We start from the raw sequence: 22425 nt of genomic DNA, 5'->3' as shown, positions 1-22425 counted from the left end.
GATATACTAAAGGTATAGGAGGGATTAATTATGACAATTGAAAACCCAACTCGTACGGAAATTGGTGAAGTATTAAAGAAAAGCAAAACGATTGCAGTTGTTGGATTATCAGATAAGCCAGAACGTACATCATATATGGTTTCAAAAGCAATGCAAGATGCTGGGTACCGCATTATTCCAGTAAACCCAACAGTAGATGAAGTGCTTGGAGAAAAGGCCGTTTCTTCACTGACTGATATTAAAGAACATGTTGATATCGTAAATGTATTTCGTCGCTCAGAATTTTTAATGGATGTTGCAAAAGAGTTTGTAGAGATTGATGCAGATGTTTTCTGGGCACAATTAGGAGTACAAGATGAAGATACATATAAACTTTTACAAGAAAAAGGCTATACTGTAATAATGGATCGTTGTATTAAAGTAGAGCATGCGATGACAAAATAGTATAGATTTTAAAGATAGAAAGATTGATTCAGCCCTATATAAGTATGAATAGGGCCGATGAACGAGGTGTTCATCATGAGATTTTTTAAAGGCTGTTTTTGGGGATTGTTACTTGTTATCCCGTTTTGGATATTGATCATTTGGATCATGATTAAGGTTTGGAATGTGTAATCTTGGAATACATATCCATTTCTCGTTGACAAACGATTATTTTTCTGAAATAGTAGCCTAGAGGAATCCTTGTGAAAAAAACAAGGATTTTTCTATTGAAAATGGTATATAAAAGAGATAAGATAACTTGCCAAAACTATAGTCGAGGCGTTATTCTATAATAGAAACATATGTTCTGATTTGATTAGGAAAGGGGCAAGGAGTTTGGCAAAGCATCAGTTCCAATACAATGAAGATGCAATTCAAGTGTTAGAAGGACTTGAAGCCGTTCGAAAACGCCCGGGTATGTATATCGGGAGTACGGATAGCCGTGGATTGCATCATTTAGTATATGAAATAGTAGATAACTCCGTTGACGAAGCGTTAGCGGGATTTGGCGACGAAATTTCTGTCGTAATACATAAAGATAATAGTATTAGTGTTATTGATAAAGGGCGAGGAATGCCTACAGGAATGCATAAACTTGGGAAACCGACACCTGAAGTTATTTTAACTGTACTTCATGCTGGTGGTAAGTTTGGCCAAGGAGGTTATAAAACGAGTGGTGGCTTACACGGTGTTGGGGCATCAGTTGTAAACGCCTTATCAGAATGGTTAGTAGTAACGATTAAGCGTGATGGTAACATTTATGAACAACGCTTTGAAAATGGTGGTATTCCTGCAACGACGTTAGAGAAAATCGGAAAAACGAAAGAATCTGGTACGACAATGCATTTTAAGCCAGATACAACAATTTTCAGCACAACAAATTACAATTATGAAACATTATGTGAAAGATTACGTGAATCTGCATTCTTATTAAAAGGGATGAAGATCTCAATAAAAGATGAACGAAATGATTTAGAAGATGTCTTTCATTATGAAACAGGAATTGAAGCTTTCGTTTCATACTTAAACGAAGAAAAAGATTCAATTCATCCGGTTGTATATTTTAATGGTGAACAAAATGGAATTGAAGCAGAGCTAGCATTTCAATTTAACGATGGCTACTCAGAAAACATTCTTTCGTTTGTAAATAACGTACGTACAAAAGACGGTGGAACACACGAAGCTGGATTTAAAACAGCGATGACACGTGTGTTTAATGAGTATGCTCGTAAAGTTTCACTATTAAAAGAAAAAGATAAAAACTTAGAAGGTACAGATATTCGTGAAGGTGTAGCGGCTATCGTTTCTGTACGTGTACCAGAAGAAGTACTTCAGTTTGAAGGGCAAACGAAAGGGAAACTGGGTACAAGTGAAGCGCGTTCTTCAATTGATGCCATTGTATCTGAGCATTTAGCTTACTTTTTAGAAGAAAATCCGGATGTAGCTACACTTCTTGTGAGAAAGGCAGTTAAAGCAGCGCAAGCACGTGAGGCTGCTCGTAAAGCGAGAGAAGAAGCACGTACTGGTAAGAAGAAGAAAAAATCAGAAGGTACTTTAAGCGGGAAGTTAACACCTGCACAATCACGTAATCCTCAGAAAAACGAATTGTATTTAGTAGAGGGTGACTCGGCTGGTGGTTCAGCAAAGCAAGGGCGAGATCGTCGTTTCCAAGCGGTGCTACCATTACGTGGTAAAGTAATTAACACGGAAAAAGCAAAGCTTGCTGACATTTTTAAGAATGAAGAGATTAACACAATTATTTATGCAATTGGTGGCGGCGTAGGAAATGAGTTCGCTGTTGAAGATATTAACTACGATAAAGTTGTTATTATGACCGATGCCGATACAGATGGAGCTCATATTCAAGTATTGTTATTAACTTTTTTCTACAGATATATGAAACCACTTATCGAAGCTGGTAAAGTATTTATCGCACTTCCACCTTTATATAAAGTAAGTAAAGGAAAAGGGAAAAGTGAAGTGATTGAATATGCATGGTCTGATGAAGAATTAGATGGTGTAACGAAAAAGGTCGGTAAAGGCTATATGTTGCAGCGCTATAAAGGACTTGGTGAAATGAATGCGGATCAGTTATGGGAAACGACGATGAATCCTGAAACGCGTACATTAATCCGAGTGAAAATTGATGATGCAGCAAGAGCGGAGCGCCGTGTGACTACATTGATGGGTGATAAAGTAGAACCGCGTCGTAAATGGATTGAGCGTAATGTACAATTTGGTATGCAAGAAGAAGGAAATATTTTAGAAAACGAAATGATTATGGAGACGGAGGTGGAATAACATGCAGGCAGAGAAGTTTCATGACCTCCCGCTTGAAGACGTGTTAGGTGACCGCTTTGCACGTTATAGTAAATATATAATTCAAGACCGCGCGCTTCCAGATGCGCGTGACGGTTTAAAACCGGTACAAAGACGTATTTTATACTCTATGTATGTAGAAGGAAACGTACATGATAAAGCGTTTCGTAAATCAGCTAAAACAGTTGGTAACGTTATTGGTAATTACCATCCACATGGTGATTCCTCTGTATATGAGGCGATGGTCCGTCTAAGTCAAACTTGGAAAGTACGTAATGTTTTAGTTGAAATGCACGGAAATAACGGTAGTGTTGATGGGGATCCAGCAGCGGCAATGCGTTATACAGAAGCCCGTTTATCACCAATCGCATCAGAGTTATTACGTGATCTCGATAAAGAAACAGTAGAATTTGTGTCAAACTTTGATGATACGAGTGAAGAACCAGTTGTATTACCGGCAATGTTCCCGAACTTATTAGTGAACGGTTCTACAGGGATTTCCGCTGGTTATGCAACAGAAATTCCACCGCATCATCTTGGAGAAGTAATTGATGCTACAATGATGCGTATCGATCAACCGAATAGTTCTGTGGATGACTTGTTAACAGTTATTAAAGGACCAGATTTCCCTACAGGTGGTATTATTCAAGGGATAGATGGCATTAAAAAAGCGTATGAAACAGGGAAAGGCAAAATTATTATTCGCGGAAAAGCAGAAGTTGAAACGATTCGTGGCGGGAAGCAACAAATCGTTATTACAGAAATTCCGTACGAGGTAAATAAAGCGAACCTTGTTAAGAAAATGGATGAATTACGTCTAGATAAAAAGCTAGATGGAATTGCTGAAGTGCGTGATGAGACAGACCGTACAGGTCTTCGCATCGTTGTAGAATTAAAAAAAGAAGCGAATGCTGAAGGTATTTTAAATTATTTATATAAAAATACAGATTTACAAATTCCATACAACTTTAATATGGTAGCGATAAATAATCGTCGTCCAACACTTATGACATTACCTAAGATTTTGGATGCATATATTGGGCATCAGAAAGAAGTTGTTACGAGACGTTCGCAATATGAATTAAGAAAAGCAGAAAGTCGTCAACATATTGTAGAAGGTTTAAAGAAAGCATTATCAATTTTAGATGAAGTGATTGAAACAATCCGTGGGTCTAAAGATAAGCGTAATGCGAAAGATAATTTAAGTGCGAAATTTGGATTTACAGAGGCGCAGTCAGAAGCAATTGTTTCACTGCAACTATATCGTTTAACGAATACAGATATTACAGCGTTAGAGCAAGAAGCAGCTGAACTTAATAAGAAAATTATAGAGTTACAGTCAATTTTACAAAGTGAAAAAAGACTTCTTCAAGTCATTAAAACAGATTTGAAGAGAGTAAAGAAAACATATAGTGATGATCGCCGTGCGATAATTGAAGAGGAAATTGAAGAAATTAAAATCGATGTGGAAGTTATGATTCCGCAAGAAGATGTCATCGTTACTGTAACGAAAGAAGGATATGTGAAACGAACAGGTTGGCGTTCGCATAATGCATCGAACGGGAAAGACTTCGGTATGAAAGAGGGTGACATCTTACTTGAGCGTTTCGATACAAACACGACAGAAACCGTTCTTTTATTTACGAACAAAGGAAATTATATTTATCTTCCTGTATATGAAATGCCAGAAATTCGTTGGAAAGATTTAGGTCAACACGTTGCGAATCTTGTATCACTCGAGCGGGATGAAATGATTATCTGGGCGACAGTCGTACCGAACTTTGAGGAAGAAAAACGATTTATCGTATTTGTTACACGAAACGGTATGATTAAGAAAACAGAATTAAATCAATATAAAGTTCAGCGTTATTCACGGGCGTTTGTTGCTGTAAACTTGAAAAAAGATGATGAAGTTGTCGATATATTTGCGACAGATGGGACAAGTGATATTGTTCTTGCAACACATGGTGCATATGCACTTGTATTCAATGAAGAAGAAGTAAGTCCAGTTGGTGTAAGGGCGGCTGGTGTGAAAGCAATTAATTTAAAAGAAGATGACTATGTTGCTTCTGGTAAACCGTTAAATGGTGACAAAGATCAACTTATTCTCATTACGCAGCGAGGTGCTGTGAAACGTATAAAGGCATCAGAAATTGAGAAATCAACGAGGGCGAAGCGAGGTCTTGTTATTTTCAAAGAGTTAAAACGTAATCCGTACCGCATTGTCGGTATTGAAATTGTTCGAGATGATGAATTAGTTTACATGAAGACAGAGAAACACATTGTAGAAGAAATTGATCCGAAGGCGTTTCGAAATAAAGACCGGTATAGTAATGGTAGTTTAGTACTAGATGTTAATGATACTGGTGAAGTAGTGGAAACGTGGACGAAGAAAAGACCGGAATAAAGGAAGAGGATGTCCCAAAAGTTATTTTGGAACATCCTTTTCTTATTAATACGTTACTGTTATTGTCAGTTTGTGTCGGTAAAACGATATATTTGGAGTTGCGGTCGATATATTTGAACCAAAAATAAGAAGGCGCATTCCTCTTCAAAATCTTCGATTTAGTGGAGGTTAGCCTTCTGTAATTTACTTCTCTTGATTCTCTTTGTACGTACGTATAACTTCAATTGGTGCGCCTCCCGTTGTGAGTAACATGTAACTTCTACTCCAAAAATACGGTTTCCAGTAAAAGGTTTCAATTCATCGGGGAACTCTTTTCGTATATAGCGGGAAGTAACTGTTTTAAAACTATTCACAACATTAGCTAAGTGAATTTGTGACGGAGCATCAAACAGGATATGTATGTGATCCTCTTCACCGTTCATTTCAATAATTGTACAATTCCACTTTGTAAATAGGTTGTGTGCAATTTCCTCGAGCCTATTTTTTATGTTTTCATTGATACAAGGATGTCTATATTTTGTAACTATAACTAAATGATATGTTAGTTTATATATTGCTTGTCTATTCTTGTTAAATTCATGCATGAAACCACCCCTTATTATTTTACAACTAAATTAATATAGGTTACATTTTTAACATACTCAAATACGAAAAGGAAGGAGGGTTTGTTGGATGTCCACGACAAAATCTAAAACGTTAAAACATAAAATAACAAATCAAACAAACATCTTTGAACCAACGATTCAAATTTTTAATGAAGCACTTTCGTATTTTATGAAAGTTATTGATAAAGAATTTTTAAGTTTGGACGATTGGAACACAAAAGGAATCGTACCGGCCATGGAAATGTTGACGCATACGACGAAAACAAACCCACTTCCTAAATATAAAGAGTTCAACCAACAATTTTACAAGTTTCCTAGTTATTTCAGGCGCGCGGCTATCGCTTCCGCCTTCGGAAAAGTGAAAAGTTATCGTTCCTTACTCCAAAACTGGGTAGAAGAAAAAGAACAAGCGAAACAAGAGGGAAAACGTTTTTCAAAACGTCCACCTTCTTTTCAACTTGAACACAATGAATTTCCTGTGTTCTACCGCGGTAATATGTTTAAAAAAAGAAGTAACCATGAAGCGAAATTAAAGTTATTTATAAAAAAAGATTGGGTTTGGGTAGATATTACATATAAACCAATAGATTTAGAAAAGAGAGGCGTTTCAGATTGGAAAAAATGCAATCCAAAGTTGATAAAAAGTGGTAAGAAATACTACCTAGCTATCTCCTATGAGAAGAAAATGCCGTTAAATAAAACAAACATAAAAGACCAAACGATTATTTCCGTGGACCTTGGAATGACCAATTCTGCGGTATGTTCTGCCATTCGTTCCGATGGAACTGTCATTGGACGTACATTTATTAACCAGCCAGTAGAAAAAGACCGGATGGATCGAATGAGTAAGAATGTAAAAATCGCACAAAAGAAATATGGGTATATTTCCGCTCCTAACCTTTGGAGAAAGATAAACGGTCTACAAAAACATATCATGATAGATACAGCTCGTCACATCGTAAACTTTGCGGAACAGCACCATGCTGATGTGATTGTATTCGAATTTTTAGGGAAAATGAAATTTTCACCTAACACTTACGGAGCCAAACGACTCAAACAAAAATTGCACCATTGGTGCAAAAATGGCATTCAAAATAAAGTAAAACAAATGGCGCACTACCGAGGAATTCGTATTCGTCGGGTAAATGCTGCAAATACTAGCAAACTAGCCTACGATGGCTCAGGTGAAGTTGTACGTAATTATAAAAAAGACCTCGCAACATTCCAAAATGGCAAGGTCTATCATGCTGATTTAAATGCAGCTTACAATATAGGCGCACGCTATTTCTTACGTGAGCATCTTAAAGCTTTTTCTGAAAAGAAAAAGTTGAAACTCGAGGCAAAAGTACCTCAAGTTTCAGCCAGAACACAGCAATCCTTATCTACATTCATTAGTTTTCTTCAGGCGGTCGCACCAACGGTGTGAAAATGCTCGAGTTAACCGTATTTATGATGAAGGATGCTCCATCAAAATCTATGATTTAGGTGGAGAGGTTCACAAAGCGCTCATATACTATTTTATTTTTTGAAAAAGATTACCTTAGGGCTCCTTTTTTCTAAAGCAAATTATTATGTATATGAAAATAATTTTGTTATAATAATGTAATGAAATCGTTCTCATAAATGGAGGAGCAGCATGAAAAAAATAGGTGTAGGGATTGTAGGGTTTGGATTTTCTAGTACAACATTTCACATCCCGTTATTACAAACGATAGAAGCATATGATATTCGTGCTATTTTATCATCAAAAGAAGAAGTAGTGAAACAAGCATTACCAAATACTGAAGTCGTTGGCACAATTGATGAATTAGTAAATCGAGCGGATATTGACCTAGTTGTCATTACTTCGCCGAATACAACTCATTTTCCATATGTAAAAGAAGCAATTTTACACGGTAAGCATGTTGTTGTGGAAAAACCATTCGTTGTTTCAATTGAAGAAGGCGAAGAACTGATTTCATTAGCGAAGCAACATAATGTCGTTTTAAGTGTGTATCACAATCGTCGTTTTGATAATGATTTTTTAACGATAAAGAAATTATTACAAGAAAAAAGAGTAGGGAACGTATATGCATATGAAGCGCATTTTGACCGTTTTCGCCCACATGTACGTGATCGCTGGAGAGAAAAGAATTTACCAGGGTCAGGAATTTTATATGACTTAGGTTCACATTTAATGGATCAAGCATTATCTCTATTTGGTAAACCAGATGCAATTAGTGCAGATGTAATAAAACAACGACCAGGTGCGGAAATAGATGATTATTTCCATGTTGTACTTCACTATGGAGTAAAGCGCGTTATTTTACATAGTAGTAGTTACGTAAAACAAGCAGGCCCACATTTTACACTTCATGGAGATAAAGGTTCTATCGTGAAATACGGTATGGATTCGCAGGAAGAACAATTAAAGAATGGTATAAAGCCGGGCGATAGTGGTTATGGAACAGATAAAGAAGCGAACTTTGCTATTTTAGAAACGGAAGAAAAGTTAGAACGTATTCCAACAGAAGTCGGCTGTTATGAAATGTATTATAAAGAGATTGGAAATAGTATATTAAATGGTGCAGAGCCACCAGTAACAGCTGAAGAAGGTTTGGAAGTTATTAAGCTTATTCAATTAGCAATTGAAAGTAGTGAAACTGGCAGAGCAATTTCAGTGAAATAAAAAAAGACACGATTTCGTGTCTTTTTTTATTTTTGGGGAACGGAAAGTCCATAAAAAAACATCGTAATGATATCTTGTATATGTTTTTCTCTATCTCCTTCAAGAAGCTTTGCTCCGAAGTCATCACCTAACTTAGTAAACATTTGAATGTAAAGTAGCATCATTTCTTTTGAAAGGTGAGGATTAATTTCATTTTTTTGCTGCGCTTTTTCTAGTAGTTCTAAAAACCAAGGGAGTATAGTTTCATTTTGATAGCTATAAACAAATTTCCGAAGTTCTTCGTCTCTTTGCATCACTTGTAGTAGCATATCAGGTTGAAATAATCCGCCAGTTTCCATTTTTCGTACGATCATTTTTTGCATCATTTCGTGAAAAGGCAAATTTTCAACAGCAAGCTCTGTATAGTATTGAAACTCACTTTGTATAAATTCTTGAATTAACTCTCTAAATAGGGCATCTTTACTACCGAAATGGTTATAAATTGTCACTTGAGAGACGTTTGCTTCTTTCGCGATATGTTCTATTTTCACTTCATTAAATCCACGTTCAGAAAATAATTCGAAAGCCGCATCTTTAATGGCACGTTTTTTCTTTTCTTTCACTTTTTCAAAGCCATTCAATTTAATCACCTCAATTAAAATATACAAGAAAAGATAATTGAAAACAATATTTTTGAAATATGGACATATAAATATTTCAAAAAGTTGTTGCGAATATGAAGGATGAGGAGTACAATGATTTTGAAATATCATCAATCAAATATTTCAAAAAATGAGGTGGGTTTATGATTTCAGTTCAAAATGTTACAAAACAGTTTTCAAATGGGAAAGGCTTGTTTGATATTACATTTGAAGTGAAAGAAGGGGAAGTATTCGGTTACTTAGGGCCAAATGGAGCTGGAAAATCAACAACTATTCGTAATTTAATGGGGTTTATAAAACCGACAGCTGGTAGAGCAACAATTTTCGGATTAGATTGCTGGGATGAGGCAGCGAAAATTCAAAGAGAAGTTGGTTATTTACCAGGAGAAATTTCTTTTATTGAAGGAATGAATGGACTAGAGTTTTTAAATTTGATGCAAGGTATGCGCGGGTTAAAGGAAACGAAGAGACGCGATGAATTAATAGAACGTCTGCAATTTGATGTGAAAACACCGATCCGAAAAATGTCTAAAGGAATGAAACAAAAAGTAGGAATAGTTGCTGCATTTATGCATGATCCAGAAGTATTAATTTTAGATGAACCAACATCAGGGCTCGATCCACTTATGCAGCAAATATTCATAGATTTAATATTAGAAGAAAAACAAAGAGGGAAAACGATTCTTATGTCGTCGCATATTTTCACTGAAATTGAACGTACATGTGACCGAGTAGCTATTATTAAAGATGGACGTCTCGTAACGGTTGAAGATATTCACGATTTACAAGGAATGCGAAGACAAGTAATAGATGTAACAGTATCATCTCAAGATGAAGTACAGTCACTTACACAATCAAATTTACAATTCGAGGCTGTGAAAGGGAAAACAGCATCAATTATTGTGCAAGGAAACTATCAAACTGTTTTACAAATACTATCAAACTATAATGTAACGGCACTTCAAACGAGAGCGACGGATTTAGAACATTTATTTATGCATTATTACGATCAGAAAGAAGGGGTAAAGCATGAATAAACAACTATTCTTAGCTAGTTTGAAAGAAACGCAAAAAAGTATATGGAGTTATGCTACTGGTGCAGCTCTTTATTTATGGTTATTAATTTGGATATTTCCATCGATGGTTTCAGCGAAAGGCTTAAATGAATTAATAAGTGCCATGCCTGATAGTGTAAAAAAAATCGTTGGTATGGAAAGCCCAATTCAAAATGTAATGGATTTTTTAGCTGGTGAGTACTATAGCCTATTGTTTATTATCATTTTAACAATTTTTTGCGTCACAGTTGCAACACATTTAATTGCTCGGCATGTAGATAAAGGAGCGATGGCATACTTGCTAGCAACACCTGTATCTAGGGTGAAAATTGCAATTACACAAGCTACGGTTCTCATATTGGGGCTACTAATTATCGTATTTGTTACTTACGTAGCGGGTATATTAGGTGCAGAATGGTTTTTAAAAGATAATAACTTAAATAAAGAGTTATTTTTAAAAATAAATATAGTCGGAGGGCTTGTATTTTTAGTAGTTAGCGCCTATTCATTTTTATTTTCTTGTATATGTAATGATGAAAGAAAAGCACTTAGTTACTCAGCAAGTTTAACAATCTTATTTTTCATGTTAGATATGGTAGGGAAATTAAGTGATAAGTTAGAATGGATGAGAAATATATCATTATTTACGTTGTTTCGTCCGAAAGAAATTGCAGAAGGAACGTATCATATATGGCCAGTAAGCGTAGGTTTAACTGCCGGAGCGCTTTGTCTCTTTATAATAGCAATTGTAGTGTTTAGGAAGAGGGATTTACCTTTGTAGATTAGAAAGTCCACTGTGAAAGTGGGCTTTTTTGTTTGTAAATTCAAAGGGATATTTTTTAGAGTAATATCTAAGTAGATAGTCAAAATTGAATGCTTGCCTTTATTCTTGTGAAAATATTCAAAAAAGTGAACCTTTTTATAGGCTACTCCGTCTAATAAGTGTAAAGTTGAATTTGAAGAGAGGCTGAAACAGGAGGACCAATTGTGAAAGTAATTCCTTTATATAAGATGATTGTAAAAGAAGAAACGGATGTTTCTTTAGCTAAAAAGGGTGATCATGAGGCTTTCATGGCACTTATACATACAGAAAAAGTGAAGATGTATCGCATTGCGAAGGCGATGTTACATGATGAGACGAATATAGAGGATGCGATGCAGGCAACAATTTTAAAAGCTTATGAAAATATAAAAAAACTGAAAAAGGAAGCGTTTTTTCAAACTTGGCTAATTAGAATTTTAATAAATGAGTGTAACAATATAATTCGCTCTTATAAAAAAGTAATAGTAATTGAGGATTATGATAGTAATATGGTGGCCTTCGATCGATATGAAGATATTGATCTTTGTAATGCTATTCAGTCTTTAACGGAAGAACTAAGAGCTGTAACCGTACTTTATTATTATGAAGATATGAATCAAGAAAGTATTGCAGCGCTTTTAGAAATTCCAAAAGGCACGGTTAAATCAAGATTGTCACGTGCAAGGGAACAATTAGAAGAGCGATTAAAGATGGAGTAGGAGGTGGTTAAAATGGATAAAGAAAAATCATTTGATGAAAAATTAAAAAAGAGAATAGAGAAGGATAATACTGTATTGCCACAGGCACTAAACGAAAAAATTAATGATACACTTCATAATCTTCCTGTAAAAAGAAAGAGTTATAGAGTACATATGATGTTTATTAGTGCCGCTGTTCTAACGCTGTCAATTGTATCTATGTCTGAGTTTTCTATACAGAGCTTTGCGCAAAATGGAGGAGTGTTTAATTACGTAAAGAAGAATGCGTTTTCTGATTATGAGAATGAAGAAGAAATAAAGTCGAACGCCAATTATCCAGATAAGGAAAAGCTTCATCAAAAGATGCTTGATTCAATTGATCATTTCCAAAATGTTTTAGGGCAATTCGAGGAATATTCTAGCTCTACAAGAATTGCTACAACATATAAATATGCGATTGATACGGAGAAACAAAGTGGTATTTCATCTAAAGAAGATAAACTGTCGAAAAAAAGAACGATTATATATAACGAGGGTAGAAAAAAAGAGTTTAATGATGGGAATAATACGTATAAAGAGACGAGATGGAGCCCAAAAGAAAGAAATAATGAACTATTAAAATTAAGTCCTACGGAAAGGCTATTTAGAAAATCAGGTGAGAAAAAACGATACGACGATGAGTATGTAGGGCAAGCCAAATATAGCATTCAATCAGAATTCGCTGATTTATTAATTCGGTATAAAGATTGGAATTATAGAGAGACGAAGTATCTTGGATTAGATTGCTACAAAATAGAAGGGATAATAAACATAGAAATGCCTGTAAGTACATCTGAAGATTTGAGAGGGAAGTTTGAAATGGTTGTAGAGAAAAATACAGGAATTATGTTGAAGTTCCTTAGTTTCCATGAAGGTATGATTCAATATTCGATTACGACTGAATGGATACAAATAAACAAAGGATTGAAAGAGAATGTATTTCAAAAGGATAGCACTAATTATGAAAAGTTGAAAAACATATTAGATGAATAGAAAACGGAGGGAACTATATGGAGAATACCTCTCCTTCAAGAGAAAAGAAAAATAAACGAAAATATAAAAAGACAACGATAATAAGTGTATTGTTAGGAGTATTACTATTTGGCGGAGTTGGATATGGTACCTATGTATATATGAAGACTTCTAATATCGTACAAAAATCAAATTTGAATTTAGCGCGTGGTGAAAAATCAAATTTACGCGAGAAAGCTGTAAAGCCAATTACACACAACGTTTCAATTTTAATTATGGGAATTGATGAAAATCAAGAACGTCAAAAGGAGTATAACGGTGCATTTCATACAGATGCATTATTGTTAGCTACTTTTAATAAAGACGATAAGACAGTGAAGTTAACTAGTATACCACGAGATACATATACATATGTTCCAATCGAAAAGAAAAAAGATAAAATAACACACGCATATGGAAGTGGTTTCGTTAAAAACGGAAAAGATGGAGGACCACAAGCTTCTGTTGAGGCAGTAGAAAAGTTACTGCAAGTACCGGTAGATTATTTTGTGAAATTTAATTTTGGGTCATTTATTAAAATTGTTGATGGGCTCGATGGTGTTGAAGTAGATGTCCCTGTTGAATTTACTGAACAAAATAGTAAAGATGAACCTGATGCAATTCACTTGAAAAAAGGGGTTCAAAAATTAACGGGAGAAGAAGCACTTGCTTTGGCGAGAACTCGTCATATTGATAGTGATGCAATGAGGGGGCAGCGCCAACAACTTGTCATTGAAGCGATTTTAAGTAAATTAAAAAGTGTAGGGTCTATTACAAAACTGGAGAAAATGGTTGAAGCTGTCGATGGTGATTTTAAAACAAATTTAGCATTGGAGGATATGTTATCTTTTTATAAATATGGTTTAGATTGTCCAGTTGAGAAGATTCAACTTGCCGGTGATGATTTATATTTACCTAATGGTCCAAATGGACAACGTGTATATTACTATAATCCTAATAAAACAGACTTACAAAATTTGAGTAATACACTTAGAACACATCTTGGATTAAGTGAGAAGCGAATTGAGGGAAATTAAGGCAGATGTTATATCTGCTTTTTGTTTTGTTTAATAGTATAACATTTACATTTAAATATTATATACTATTTAAAATTTTTATATAATAGTGTAACATAATAAAGGGGTGCAAGTTAAATAGCAAGGGGGCTATCACATAGAATAAATGATTATCATTAATTGAAATAGTATGGGAGAAATGAAAGAAACAGGGGAGTATTGAAAATGAAAATTGTAAAGAATTTAACATTCCAAGTTATTGTGGCAATTATTTGTGGTATTGCAGTAGGAGCGATTTGGCCTAGTGTCGGACAACAAATGAAACCAATTGGTGAGACGTTCATTAATATGATTAAAATGGTCATTGCACCGATTATCTTTTTAACAATTGTGCTTGGTATTGCAAGTATGGGGAATATGAAAAAAGTAGGACGCGTTGGTGGGAAAGCGTTATTATATTTTGAGATTGTTACAACTTTTGCTCTTATCATTGGTATTATCGTAGCGAATGTCGTACGTCCTGGCGATGGGTTAGATCCTTCAAAGCTAAAGGGCGGTGATGTTTCGCAATATGTACAAAGTGGACAAGAAATGAAATGGATGGATTTCTTTTTACATATTGTGCCTTCTAATATGTTCGAGGCATTCGCAAAAGGTGATATTTTACAAGTGTTGTTCTTCTCCATTTTATTTGGAGCAGGTTTAACGATGCTTGGAAAAAACGGTCAACCTGTTATCGACTTTTTTGAAAGATTATCGAAAGTGTTTTTTAATATTTTGTCGATTGTTATGAAACTAGCACCGGTTGGAGCGTTTGGTGGAATGGCGTTTACAATTGGGAAATACGGTATAGGTACTTTAATACCATTAGGTAAATTGATGATTTGCGTATATGCGACAATGGCATTATTTGTTTTTATCGTTTTGAATTTTATTTGTAAGCTTTATAAATTTAGCTTATGGAAATACTTAGTACATATTAAAGAAGAACTATTAATCGTTCTTGGAACATCTTCATCAGAATCTGTATTACCGCGTATGATGACAAAGATGGAAGACTTCGGATGTTCAAAGCCAGTAGTAGGCTTAGTTATTCCAACTGGCTACTCTTTTAACTTAGATGGAACAACGATTTATTTATCTATGGCAACAATATTTTTAGCACAAGTTTTTCATGTCGATCTTTCACTAGGCCAACAATTAACTATAATAGCTATTTTGTTAGTTACATCGAAAGGGGCAGCAGCGGTAACGGGAGGAGGATTTATTGTATTAGCTTCTACTTTATCTGCGATGAATGTTATCCCATTAGAAGGATTAGCACTTTTACTTGGGGTTGACCGTTTTATGTCAGAAGCGCGAGCAATCGTTAATTTAATTGGTAACGGTATTGCGACTATAGTTGTTGCAAAAAGTGAAAATGAATTCAATGATGAGAAGTATACGAGAGTGTTAGAAGAAATGAAGAGAGAGAGAATAGCCGGATAAAAAAGTCAGCTTTGCTGACTTTTTTTATTTTTGTAGGAAAGAGGTTTATGATGATATGCATTATTTATTAACAATAATTTACAGGTTCTTTATGGCTTGGGGACATAAAGACTATTAAATCAATACGTATAATTCAATGATGTACAGTATTTTAAAAGAATATGGAATTTTTATGAATATTACTGTAAAAAAATAATTTTTTAAAAATTTTCAATAATAGCACTTTACAAAACTCGAAAAATTAGTAGAATAATAGTTAATAAGAATCTTCTGATAAATATATAAAGAAAAACAGAATTATCAGAAAATTCTTAAATGAGATCGTTAAGAATTAGGGAGGGTACAGAAAGTGAAAAAGAAAAAAATCAAAAAACTAACAGCAGTTGTAGCACCAGTTTTAGCAATGAGTATGGCACTTACAGCATGTTCTACAGGTGGGGATAAGAAGACAAGTACAAATTCTAGCTCTAGCGGAGATAGTAAGTCTGGAGAAAAGTTAGCGGCAAAGCAAGTGTTAAATCGTACTGAAACAAATGAAATTCCAACAATGGATACTTCGAAAAATACAGATACATTAGGTTCTCAAATTTTAGGGAACACAATGGAAGGGTTATATCGTTTAGATAAAGACAATAAACCAATCCCAGCAGCAGCAGAGTCAAGCACGAAGAGTGACGATGGTAAAAAATATACATTTAAACTGCGTAAAGATGCAAAGTGGTCAAATGGTGATCCTGTAACAGCGAAAGATTTCGTATTTGCATGGCAACGTCTATTAGATCCAAAAACAACTGCTGAGTATGCATTTATCGCATTCCCGATTAAAAATGCAGAAGCGGTTAATAAAGGAGAAAAACCTGTAACTGAATTAGGAGTGAAGGCGGTAGATGACAATACGCTTGAAGTTGAATTAGAACAAGCAGTACCTTACTTCTTAAACTTAGTTTCATTCCCATCGTACTACCCACTAAATGAAAAGTTCGTAAAAGAAAAAGGGGATAAATACGGTTTAGAATCTGATACAACAGTTTATAACGGACCGTTCGTTCTTACTGATTGGAAACATGAGCAAGGCTGGAAACTAAAGAAAAATGATCAATATTGGGATAAAAAGACTGTAAAATTAGATGAAATTAACTATAGTGTAGTAAAAGAAGTAGCTACAAGAGTAAACTTATATGATACAGGTGCAATTGATTCCGCACTTTTATCAGGTGAGTTCGTTGATAAATATAGAAACAATAAAGATGAGTTTGGAACTTATTCACAAGTAAGTACTTACTTCTTACGTATGAACCAAAAACGTGGTGGACAAGATACACCATTAAAGAGCCAAAAATTACGTGAAGCAATCGCACTTTCAATCGATAAGAAGAATTTAGCAAACGTTATTTTAAATGACGGATCTAAACCAGCGGACTTCTTAGTACCGAAAGGACTAGCAACTGGACCAGACGGTAAAGACTTCCAAGAAACATTTAAAAATGGTATCAAACCAGATGCGAAGAAAGCAGCAGCGGCTTGGGATGAAGCGAAAAAAGAACTTGGTAAAGATCAAGTTACAATTGAGCTATTAAACTATGATACTGGTAATGCGAAAAAAGTAGGGGAATATGTAAAAGACCAAATCGAGAAAAATTTAAAAGGTGTAACAGTTAATATTAAACTTCAGCCATTCAAACAAAAACTAAAATTAGAAACAGAGCAAGATTATGATTTATCATACGCTGGTTGGGGACCTGACTACGCAGATCCAATGACATTCTTAGATATGTTCCAGTCTAAGCATTCTCATAACCAAATGAGCTTCTCTGATGCGAAGTATGATGACATGATCAAAAAAGCTGGCGGTGAATTAATGGGTGATGCGAAAAAACGTTGGGAAGAGCTAGGAAAAGCTGAGAAATTACTTCTTGAACAAGATGTAGCGCTTGTTCCTTTATACCAACGTGGTGATGCATATGTTCAAAAACCAAATGCAAAAGGCATTGTTCATCATAACATTAGCCCAGAGTATAGCTTCAAGTGGGCATATATGACTGAAAAAGATGGGAAATAATTTTAAACAGTGATGCTATCTTTAAGTGGATATATACAAGTTCCTTAGCTGATTTTTTATAGTGGGAATCTTACTGTCCACAATAGGAAGATAAAATGATAGAGCATTCCAAAAGTAGACTACTTACTTTTGGAATGCTTTTTTATTATGAGATTAAATTTAAACAAATGAATAAGCGTAAGGAAAAGGAAAAGGGTACTTATATATGGTAGATGGAGGGGAATTCGTATAGTAGTAATTGTAAAATACGTAGTTACTATCAAAAAAATTTTGAATATTTTTAAAAATACTTTACAAAATAAGAAAAATTAGTAGAATATTAATTAATAAGAATTTTCTGATAACTAGTTATTAGAAAGTCTATCAAAATTAGTTTCGTACATATAATTGGGGAGGGTACAAGAATGAAGAAAAAGATGAAAAAGTTCACGGCGGTTGTAGCGCCAGTATTAGCAATGAGCATGGCGTTGACTGCGTGTTCTGGATCTGGCGGGGAGAAGAAAACGACTACGACGTCTAGTGGTGGGGACGAAAAAAAGTCAGATATTAAATATGCTGCGAAGCAAGTTTTAAATCGAACAGAAAACCAAGAAATTCCGACGATGGATACTTCTAAATCTACTGATACGTTAGGGTCACAAATTTTAGGGAATACGATGGAAGGTTTATATCGTCTTGATAAAGATAATAAGCCAATCCCAGCTGCGGCAGAATCTAGTACGAAAAGTGAGGATGGCAAAAAATATACATTTAAACTACGTAAAGATGCGAAATGGTCGAATGGTGATCCTGTAACAGCGAAAGATTTTGTGTTTGCATGGCAGCGCTTACTTGATAAAAACACCGCTGCAGAATATGCGTTTATCGCTTACTATATTAAAAATGCAGAAGCGATTAATAAAGGAGAAAAACCTGTAACTGAATTAGGAGCAAAGGCGGTAGATGATTACACGCTAGAAGTAGAATTAGAAAAACCAGTACCGTACTTCTTAAATTTATTAGCATTCCCGTCATATTATCCGTTAAATGAAAAATTCGTAAAAGAAAAAGGGGATAAATACGGTTTGGAAGCGGATACAACAGTGTATAACGGGCCGTTCGTTATGTCTTCATGGAAACATGAACAAGGATGGCAGTTGAAGAAAAATGATAAGTATTGGGATAACAAGACTGTGAAATTAGAAGAAATTAATTACAGTGTTGTAAAAGAAGTAGCTACAAAAGTCAATTTATATGATACAGGATCGATTGACTTTACATTACTATCAGGAGAATTCGTAGATAAATATAAATCGAATAAAGATGAATACGGTGAGTATGCAGAATCAAGTACATTCTTCTTACGTTTAAATCAAAAGCGTAACGGACAAGATACACCGTTAAAGAGCAAAAAACTTCGTGAAGCAATTGCATTATCAGTTGATAAAAAAGGATTGGCGAATGTAATTTTAAATAATGGATCAAAAGCAACGGATCAATTGGTTCCGAAAGGGCTTGCAACAGGACCTGACGGTAAAGATTACCAAGATACATTTAAAAATGGTCTGAAATATGATCCGAAAAAAGGCGCAGCAGCCTGGGAAGAAGCGAAAAAGGAACTTGGAAAAGACCAAGTTACAATCGAATTACTAAGCTATGATGATGGAACTGCGAAAAAGATTGCTGATTATGTTAAAGATCAAATTGAGAAAAATTTAAAAGGTGTAACGATTAATACGAAAATTCAGCCGTTCAAACAGAAATTAAAGTTAGAGACTGCACAAGATTATGAAATCTCTTATGCAGGTTGGAGTCCAGACTATGCGGATCCAATGACATTTATTGATATGTTTGAATCGAAGAGCCCATACAACCAAATGAGTTATTCAAATCCAAAATACGATGAAATGGTAGAACAAGCAGGTAATGAATTAATGGGTGATGCGAAGAAGCGCTGGGAAACGTTAGGAAAAGCAGAGAAATTATTCCTTGAAGAAGATGCAGGGTTAGTTCCTTTATATCAAACAGGAAGAGCGTATGTAATGAAACCGAATGTAAAAGGAATTGTGAAACACAACATTAGTCCAGAATATAGCTTTAAGTGGGCGTATGTAACTGAGGATGGCGGGAAAAAATAATATGAAAGCATTTCAAAAGTGACTAAGCTGCTTTTGAAATGCTTTTTTTAGTATGTATAAGAGAATAAGGCCCATGAAATTTGAGGTTATTTTCAAAATTCTACTGTAGGATATTAGAAGGAATGCGGTAGTTGGTTAGATGAATGTTAAGTAGAGATTTCATATTGATAAGAAAAATATAGAACTTAGCAATAGAGAAGAATAAGAGGTGGTATGTTTACATATAGTAGATGGGGGATAATTCATATAGTAGTAATAGCAAAATAACAAGTTACTATCATAAAAAAATAAATTTTTAGAAAATTCATAAAATACTTTACAAAACTCAAAAAAATAGTAGAATATTAATTAATAAGAATTTTCTGATAACGTAAGTTGATAGAAAATCTCTCAAAGTTAGTAGCGTACATATAATTGGGGAGGGTACAAAAAATGAAGAGAAAAAAGATGAAAAAATTAACAGCGGTTGTAGCACCAGTTTTAGTAATGAGTATGGCACTAACAGCTTGCTCAGGATCAGGTGATAAAGATAAGGCAAGCACAACGCCAAAAAGTGGTGAAAAAGAAGGCGGAAAATTAGCAGCAAAGCAAGTACTTAATTTAACAGATAGCCAAGAGATTCCATCTATGGATTCTTCAAAGGCGACAGACCAAGTATCGTTCCTTGCTTTAAACAATGTAATGGAAGGTTTATATCGACTTGATAAAGATAATAAAGCAACACCAGGAGTTGCTGAATCATATAAAAAGAGTGATGATGGTAAAAAATATACATTTACATTAAATAAAAATGCAAAATGGTCAAATGGAGAACCTGTAACAGCAAAAGATTTCGTGTTTGCTTGGAAACGTGCAGTAGATAAAAATACAGCAGCGGAATATGCATACATTATGTTTGATTTAAAGAACGCAAAAGCAATTAATGAAGGAAAAGCAGAGCTTGATACTTTAGGAGTAAAAGCTGTAGATGATTACACATTAGAAGTAGAATTAGAAAATCCAGTTCCTTACTTTGTAGAATTAACTTCATTCGGAACATTCTATCCGTTAAATGAAAAATTCGTAAAAGAAAAAGGAGAAAAATACGGTTTAGAAGCAGATACAACGTTATATAACGGGCCGTTTACATTAGCAAGTTGGCAACATGAACAAGGCTGGAAGTTAAAGAAAAATGCACAATACTGGGATAATAAAACAGTCAAGTTAGAAGAAATTAACTTTAATGTCGTAAAAGATAGCGGTACACGTGTAAACTTATATGAAAGTGGACAAATTGATCGTGCGGCACTTGCATCTGAATTTGTTGACAAATATAAATCAAATCCGGATTTCTTTACACAAAAAACACCTTCAACGTACTTCTTACGTTTGAACCAAAAACGTGGTGGTCAAGATACAGTATTAAAGAACAAAGATTTACGCTTAGCGATTGCGATGGCGTATGATAAAAAAGGCTTAACAAATGTTATTTTAAATGACGGATCTACACCTGCAGATTACTTAGTACCAAAAGAGTTTGCTAAGAGTCCGGATGGAAAAGACTTCCGTAAAGATAACGGAGATATTTTAAAAACAGATGTGAAAAAGGCAAAAGAGCATTGGGAAAAAGCGAAAAAAGAGCTTGGAAAAGACCAAGTAACGGTAGAGTTATTAAACTATGATAGCGATAACGCGAAAAAAGTAGGGGAATTCTTAAAAGGAGAGCTTGAGAAGAACTTACCAGGATTAACAGTTAATTTGAAAAACCAGCCGTTTAAACAAAAATTAAAGCTAGAAACAGATCAAGACTATGATTTATCTTATGCTGGTTGGGGGCCTGACTACTTAGATCCAATGACATTTATTGATATGTTTGTTACAAATGGCACTCATAACCAAACAGGATATTCAAATCCGAAATATGATGAAATTGTAGAAAAAGGGAAAGGCGAATTATTAACGAAAACGAAAGAGCGTTGGGATGGCTTACTGAAAGCTGAGAAAATGTTACTTGAAGATGCTGCAATTGCACCGTTATATCAACGTGGTGACGCTATCGTTCAAAGATCAAAAGTAAAAGGCATTGTTCACCACCCAGTTGGTGGAGATTACAGCTACAAATGGGCATATATTTCTGATGATAAGTAAGAGAGAGGGCGCGCGATGCGCCCTTTTTTCTATGCACTTTTCTTTCTTCCTGGAATATATAAAATAAAAAAGGGAGAATCCCATGAAACGAAATACGTACATCGATTTTCTAGCTTATTACGGAATAGGGAGTGCCCATCCTGGTGGTTTTACGCTAACGAAACAATTGCTATCTCAATTGCTACTTAGACAGGGAGCGAATGTTCTTGAGATAGGTTGCGGCACGGGGAAAACAGCGGCGTATATGACAAAAGCATTTGGTTATAAAGTAACAGCAGTTGAAAAGAATGAAATTATGATTCAAAAAGCGAAAGATAGATGGTTGTTTGAAGGTTTAGATATACAATTAATTCAAGGAGATGTAGAAAGATTGCCTTGTTTAAATGATTCATTTGAGCTTGTACTCGGAGAATCTATACTCGCTTTTACGAATAAAGAAAAGGTTATTCCGGAATGTTATCGTGTATTGCAGCAGGATGGAAAGCTTATTGTCATTGAAATGATTATCGAAAGTCATATTGGGAAAAATGAGGAAGAAAAAATCGTACAATTATATGGAATGAAAGAATTATTAACTGAGGATGAGTGGATTCATTTATTTAAAGCAGCAAATTTTAAAAAAATTACAATTGCGGGTGGCGGTACCATTGCAGAAACAGTTGTAGGATATATGGAAGAGCCGGAGTGGAATGTATCACCGTTTATTCCAGAAGAATTGTATGAGGCGTGGGTGCAACACGAACAAGTACTGCTTATGTATCAGCATATTTTAGGACATCGTATTTTTATATGTGAAAAATAGAAAAAAGAGTTGGCTAAAGATAGTCAACTCTTTACTATGTTAGATGAAAAATAATGCAGCCAAAGTAATTCCTAAAATAAAACCAAAT

At 34.7% G+C, this 22425-nt stretch carries 16 protein-coding genes and 1 pseudogene; 15 read left to right on the top strand and 2 right to left on the bottom strand.

Translation table 11 applies throughout. The features are described 5' to 3' along the window. The first annotated feature begins 30 nt into the window (after positions 1-30). The 3 genes from BAU28_RS06315 to parC all read left to right on the top strand — a co-directional run bounded on the left by BAU28_RS06315 (position 31) and on the right by parC (position 5209). Entirely contained in the window at positions 31-444 is a 414-nt protein-coding gene (locus tag BAU28_RS06315) for a CoA-binding protein (RefSeq protein ID WP_048371369.1), read from the top strand. Between the two features lie 375 nt (positions 445-819). Further along, positions 820-2784, top strand: coding sequence for a DNA topoisomerase IV subunit B (parE, locus tag BAU28_RS06310; protein WP_071718081.1), 1965 nt, complete (start codon positions 820-822; stop codon positions 2782-2784). A gap of 1 nt (position 2785) precedes the next feature. Beyond that, entirely contained in the window at positions 2786-5209 is a 2424-nt protein-coding gene (gene parC, locus BAU28_RS06305; RefSeq protein ID WP_071718080.1) for a DNA topoisomerase IV subunit A, read from the top strand. Between the two features lie 183 nt (positions 5210-5392). On the opposite strand, the pseudogene tnpA reads toward parC, so the two are convergent. Next, a pseudogene (gene tnpA / locus BAU28_RS31545) lies at positions 5393-5793 on the bottom strand (IS200/IS605 family transposase). A gap of 88 nt (positions 5794-5881) precedes the next feature. Here tnpA and BAU28_RS06295 point away from each other — a divergent pair. Further along, positions 5882-7240: an RNA-guided endonuclease TnpB family protein gene (locus tag BAU28_RS06295; RefSeq protein WP_071718079.1), complete on the top strand. Its 1359-nt coding sequence runs from the start codon at positions 5882-5884 to the stop codon at positions 7238-7240. A 210-nt stretch (positions 7241-7450) separates the two neighbouring features. Further along, positions 7451-8482 (top strand): oxidoreductase, encoded by a 1032-nt coding sequence (locus tag BAU28_RS06290; RefSeq protein WP_071718078.1) that lies wholly within the window; start codon positions 7451-7453, stop codon positions 8480-8482. A gap of 26 nt (positions 8483-8508) precedes the next feature. On the opposite strand, the gene BAU28_RS06285 is transcribed toward BAU28_RS06290, so the two are convergent. Continuing rightward, complete coding sequence (locus BAU28_RS06285; RefSeq protein ID WP_244158076.1) at positions 8509-9111, bottom strand: TetR/AcrR family transcriptional regulator; 603 nt, start codon at positions 9109-9111, stop codon at positions 8509-8511. Between the two features lie 155 nt (positions 9112-9266). On the opposite strand from BAU28_RS06285, the gene BAU28_RS06280 reads away from it, so the two are divergent. From BAU28_RS06280 to BAU28_RS06235, 10 genes are all read left to right on the top strand, one after another. Then, positions 9267-10160: an ABC transporter ATP-binding protein gene (locus tag BAU28_RS06280; RefSeq protein ID WP_048371361.1), complete on the top strand. Its 894-nt coding sequence runs from the start codon at positions 9267-9269 to the stop codon at positions 10158-10160. Further along, on the top strand, positions 10153-10959 hold the full coding sequence (locus tag BAU28_RS06275) for an ABC transporter permease subunit (protein ID WP_071718076.1): 807 nt from the start codon (positions 10153-10155) through the stop codon (positions 10957-10959). The genes BAU28_RS06280 and BAU28_RS06275 overlap by 8 nt, the downstream gene beginning before the upstream one ends. Positions 10960-11165: 206 nt before the next feature. Then, a complete protein-coding gene (locus tag BAU28_RS06270; protein WP_071718075.1) occupies positions 11166-11699 on the top strand; it encodes an RNA polymerase sigma factor in 534 nt (177 codons plus the stop codon). Between the two features lie 12 nt (positions 11700-11711). Then, positions 11712-12710 (top strand): anti-sigma factor, encoded by a 999-nt coding sequence (locus tag BAU28_RS06265; RefSeq protein WP_071718074.1) that lies wholly within the window; start codon positions 11712-11714, stop codon positions 12708-12710. Positions 12711-12727: 17 nt separating this feature from the next. Next, on the top strand, positions 12728-13765 hold the full coding sequence (locus tag BAU28_RS06260; RefSeq protein WP_071718073.1) for an LCP family protein: 1038 nt from the start codon (positions 12728-12730) through the stop codon (positions 13763-13765). Between the two features lie 204 nt (positions 13766-13969). After that, entirely contained in the window at positions 13970-15232 is a 1263-nt protein-coding gene (locus BAU28_RS06255) for a dicarboxylate/amino acid:cation symporter (RefSeq protein ID WP_071718072.1), read from the top strand. Between the two features lie 349 nt (positions 15233-15581). Then, a complete protein-coding gene (locus BAU28_RS06250; RefSeq protein ID WP_071718071.1) occupies positions 15582-17291 on the top strand; it encodes a peptide ABC transporter substrate-binding protein in 1710 nt (569 codons plus the stop codon). Between the two features lie 404 nt (positions 17292-17695). Next, the gene (locus BAU28_RS06245) at positions 17696-19408 is read left to right on the top strand and encodes a peptide ABC transporter substrate-binding protein (RefSeq protein WP_071718070.1); all 1713 of its coding nucleotides are present in this window, start codon (positions 17696-17698) and stop codon (positions 19406-19408) included. Positions 19409-19840: 432 nt separating this feature from the next. Further along, complete coding sequence (locus BAU28_RS06240; protein ID WP_071718069.1) at positions 19841-21535, top strand: peptide ABC transporter substrate-binding protein; 1695 nt, start codon at positions 19841-19843, stop codon at positions 21533-21535. A gap of 82 nt (positions 21536-21617) precedes the next feature. Then, a complete protein-coding gene (locus tag BAU28_RS06235) occupies positions 21618-22337 on the top strand; it encodes a class I SAM-dependent methyltransferase (protein WP_071718068.1) in 720 nt (239 codons plus the stop codon). Positions 22338-22425 lie beyond the last annotated feature (88 nt).

The sequence above is a fragment of the Bacillus paramycoides genome (assembly GCF_001884235.1).
GTDB classification, from domain to species: domain Bacteria; phylum Bacillota; class Bacilli; order Bacillales; family Bacillaceae_G; genus Bacillus_A; species Bacillus_A paramycoides.
The sequence above is the reverse complement of the archived record's forward strand: the minus strand, read 5'-3'. Positions and strand labels throughout refer to the sequence as shown.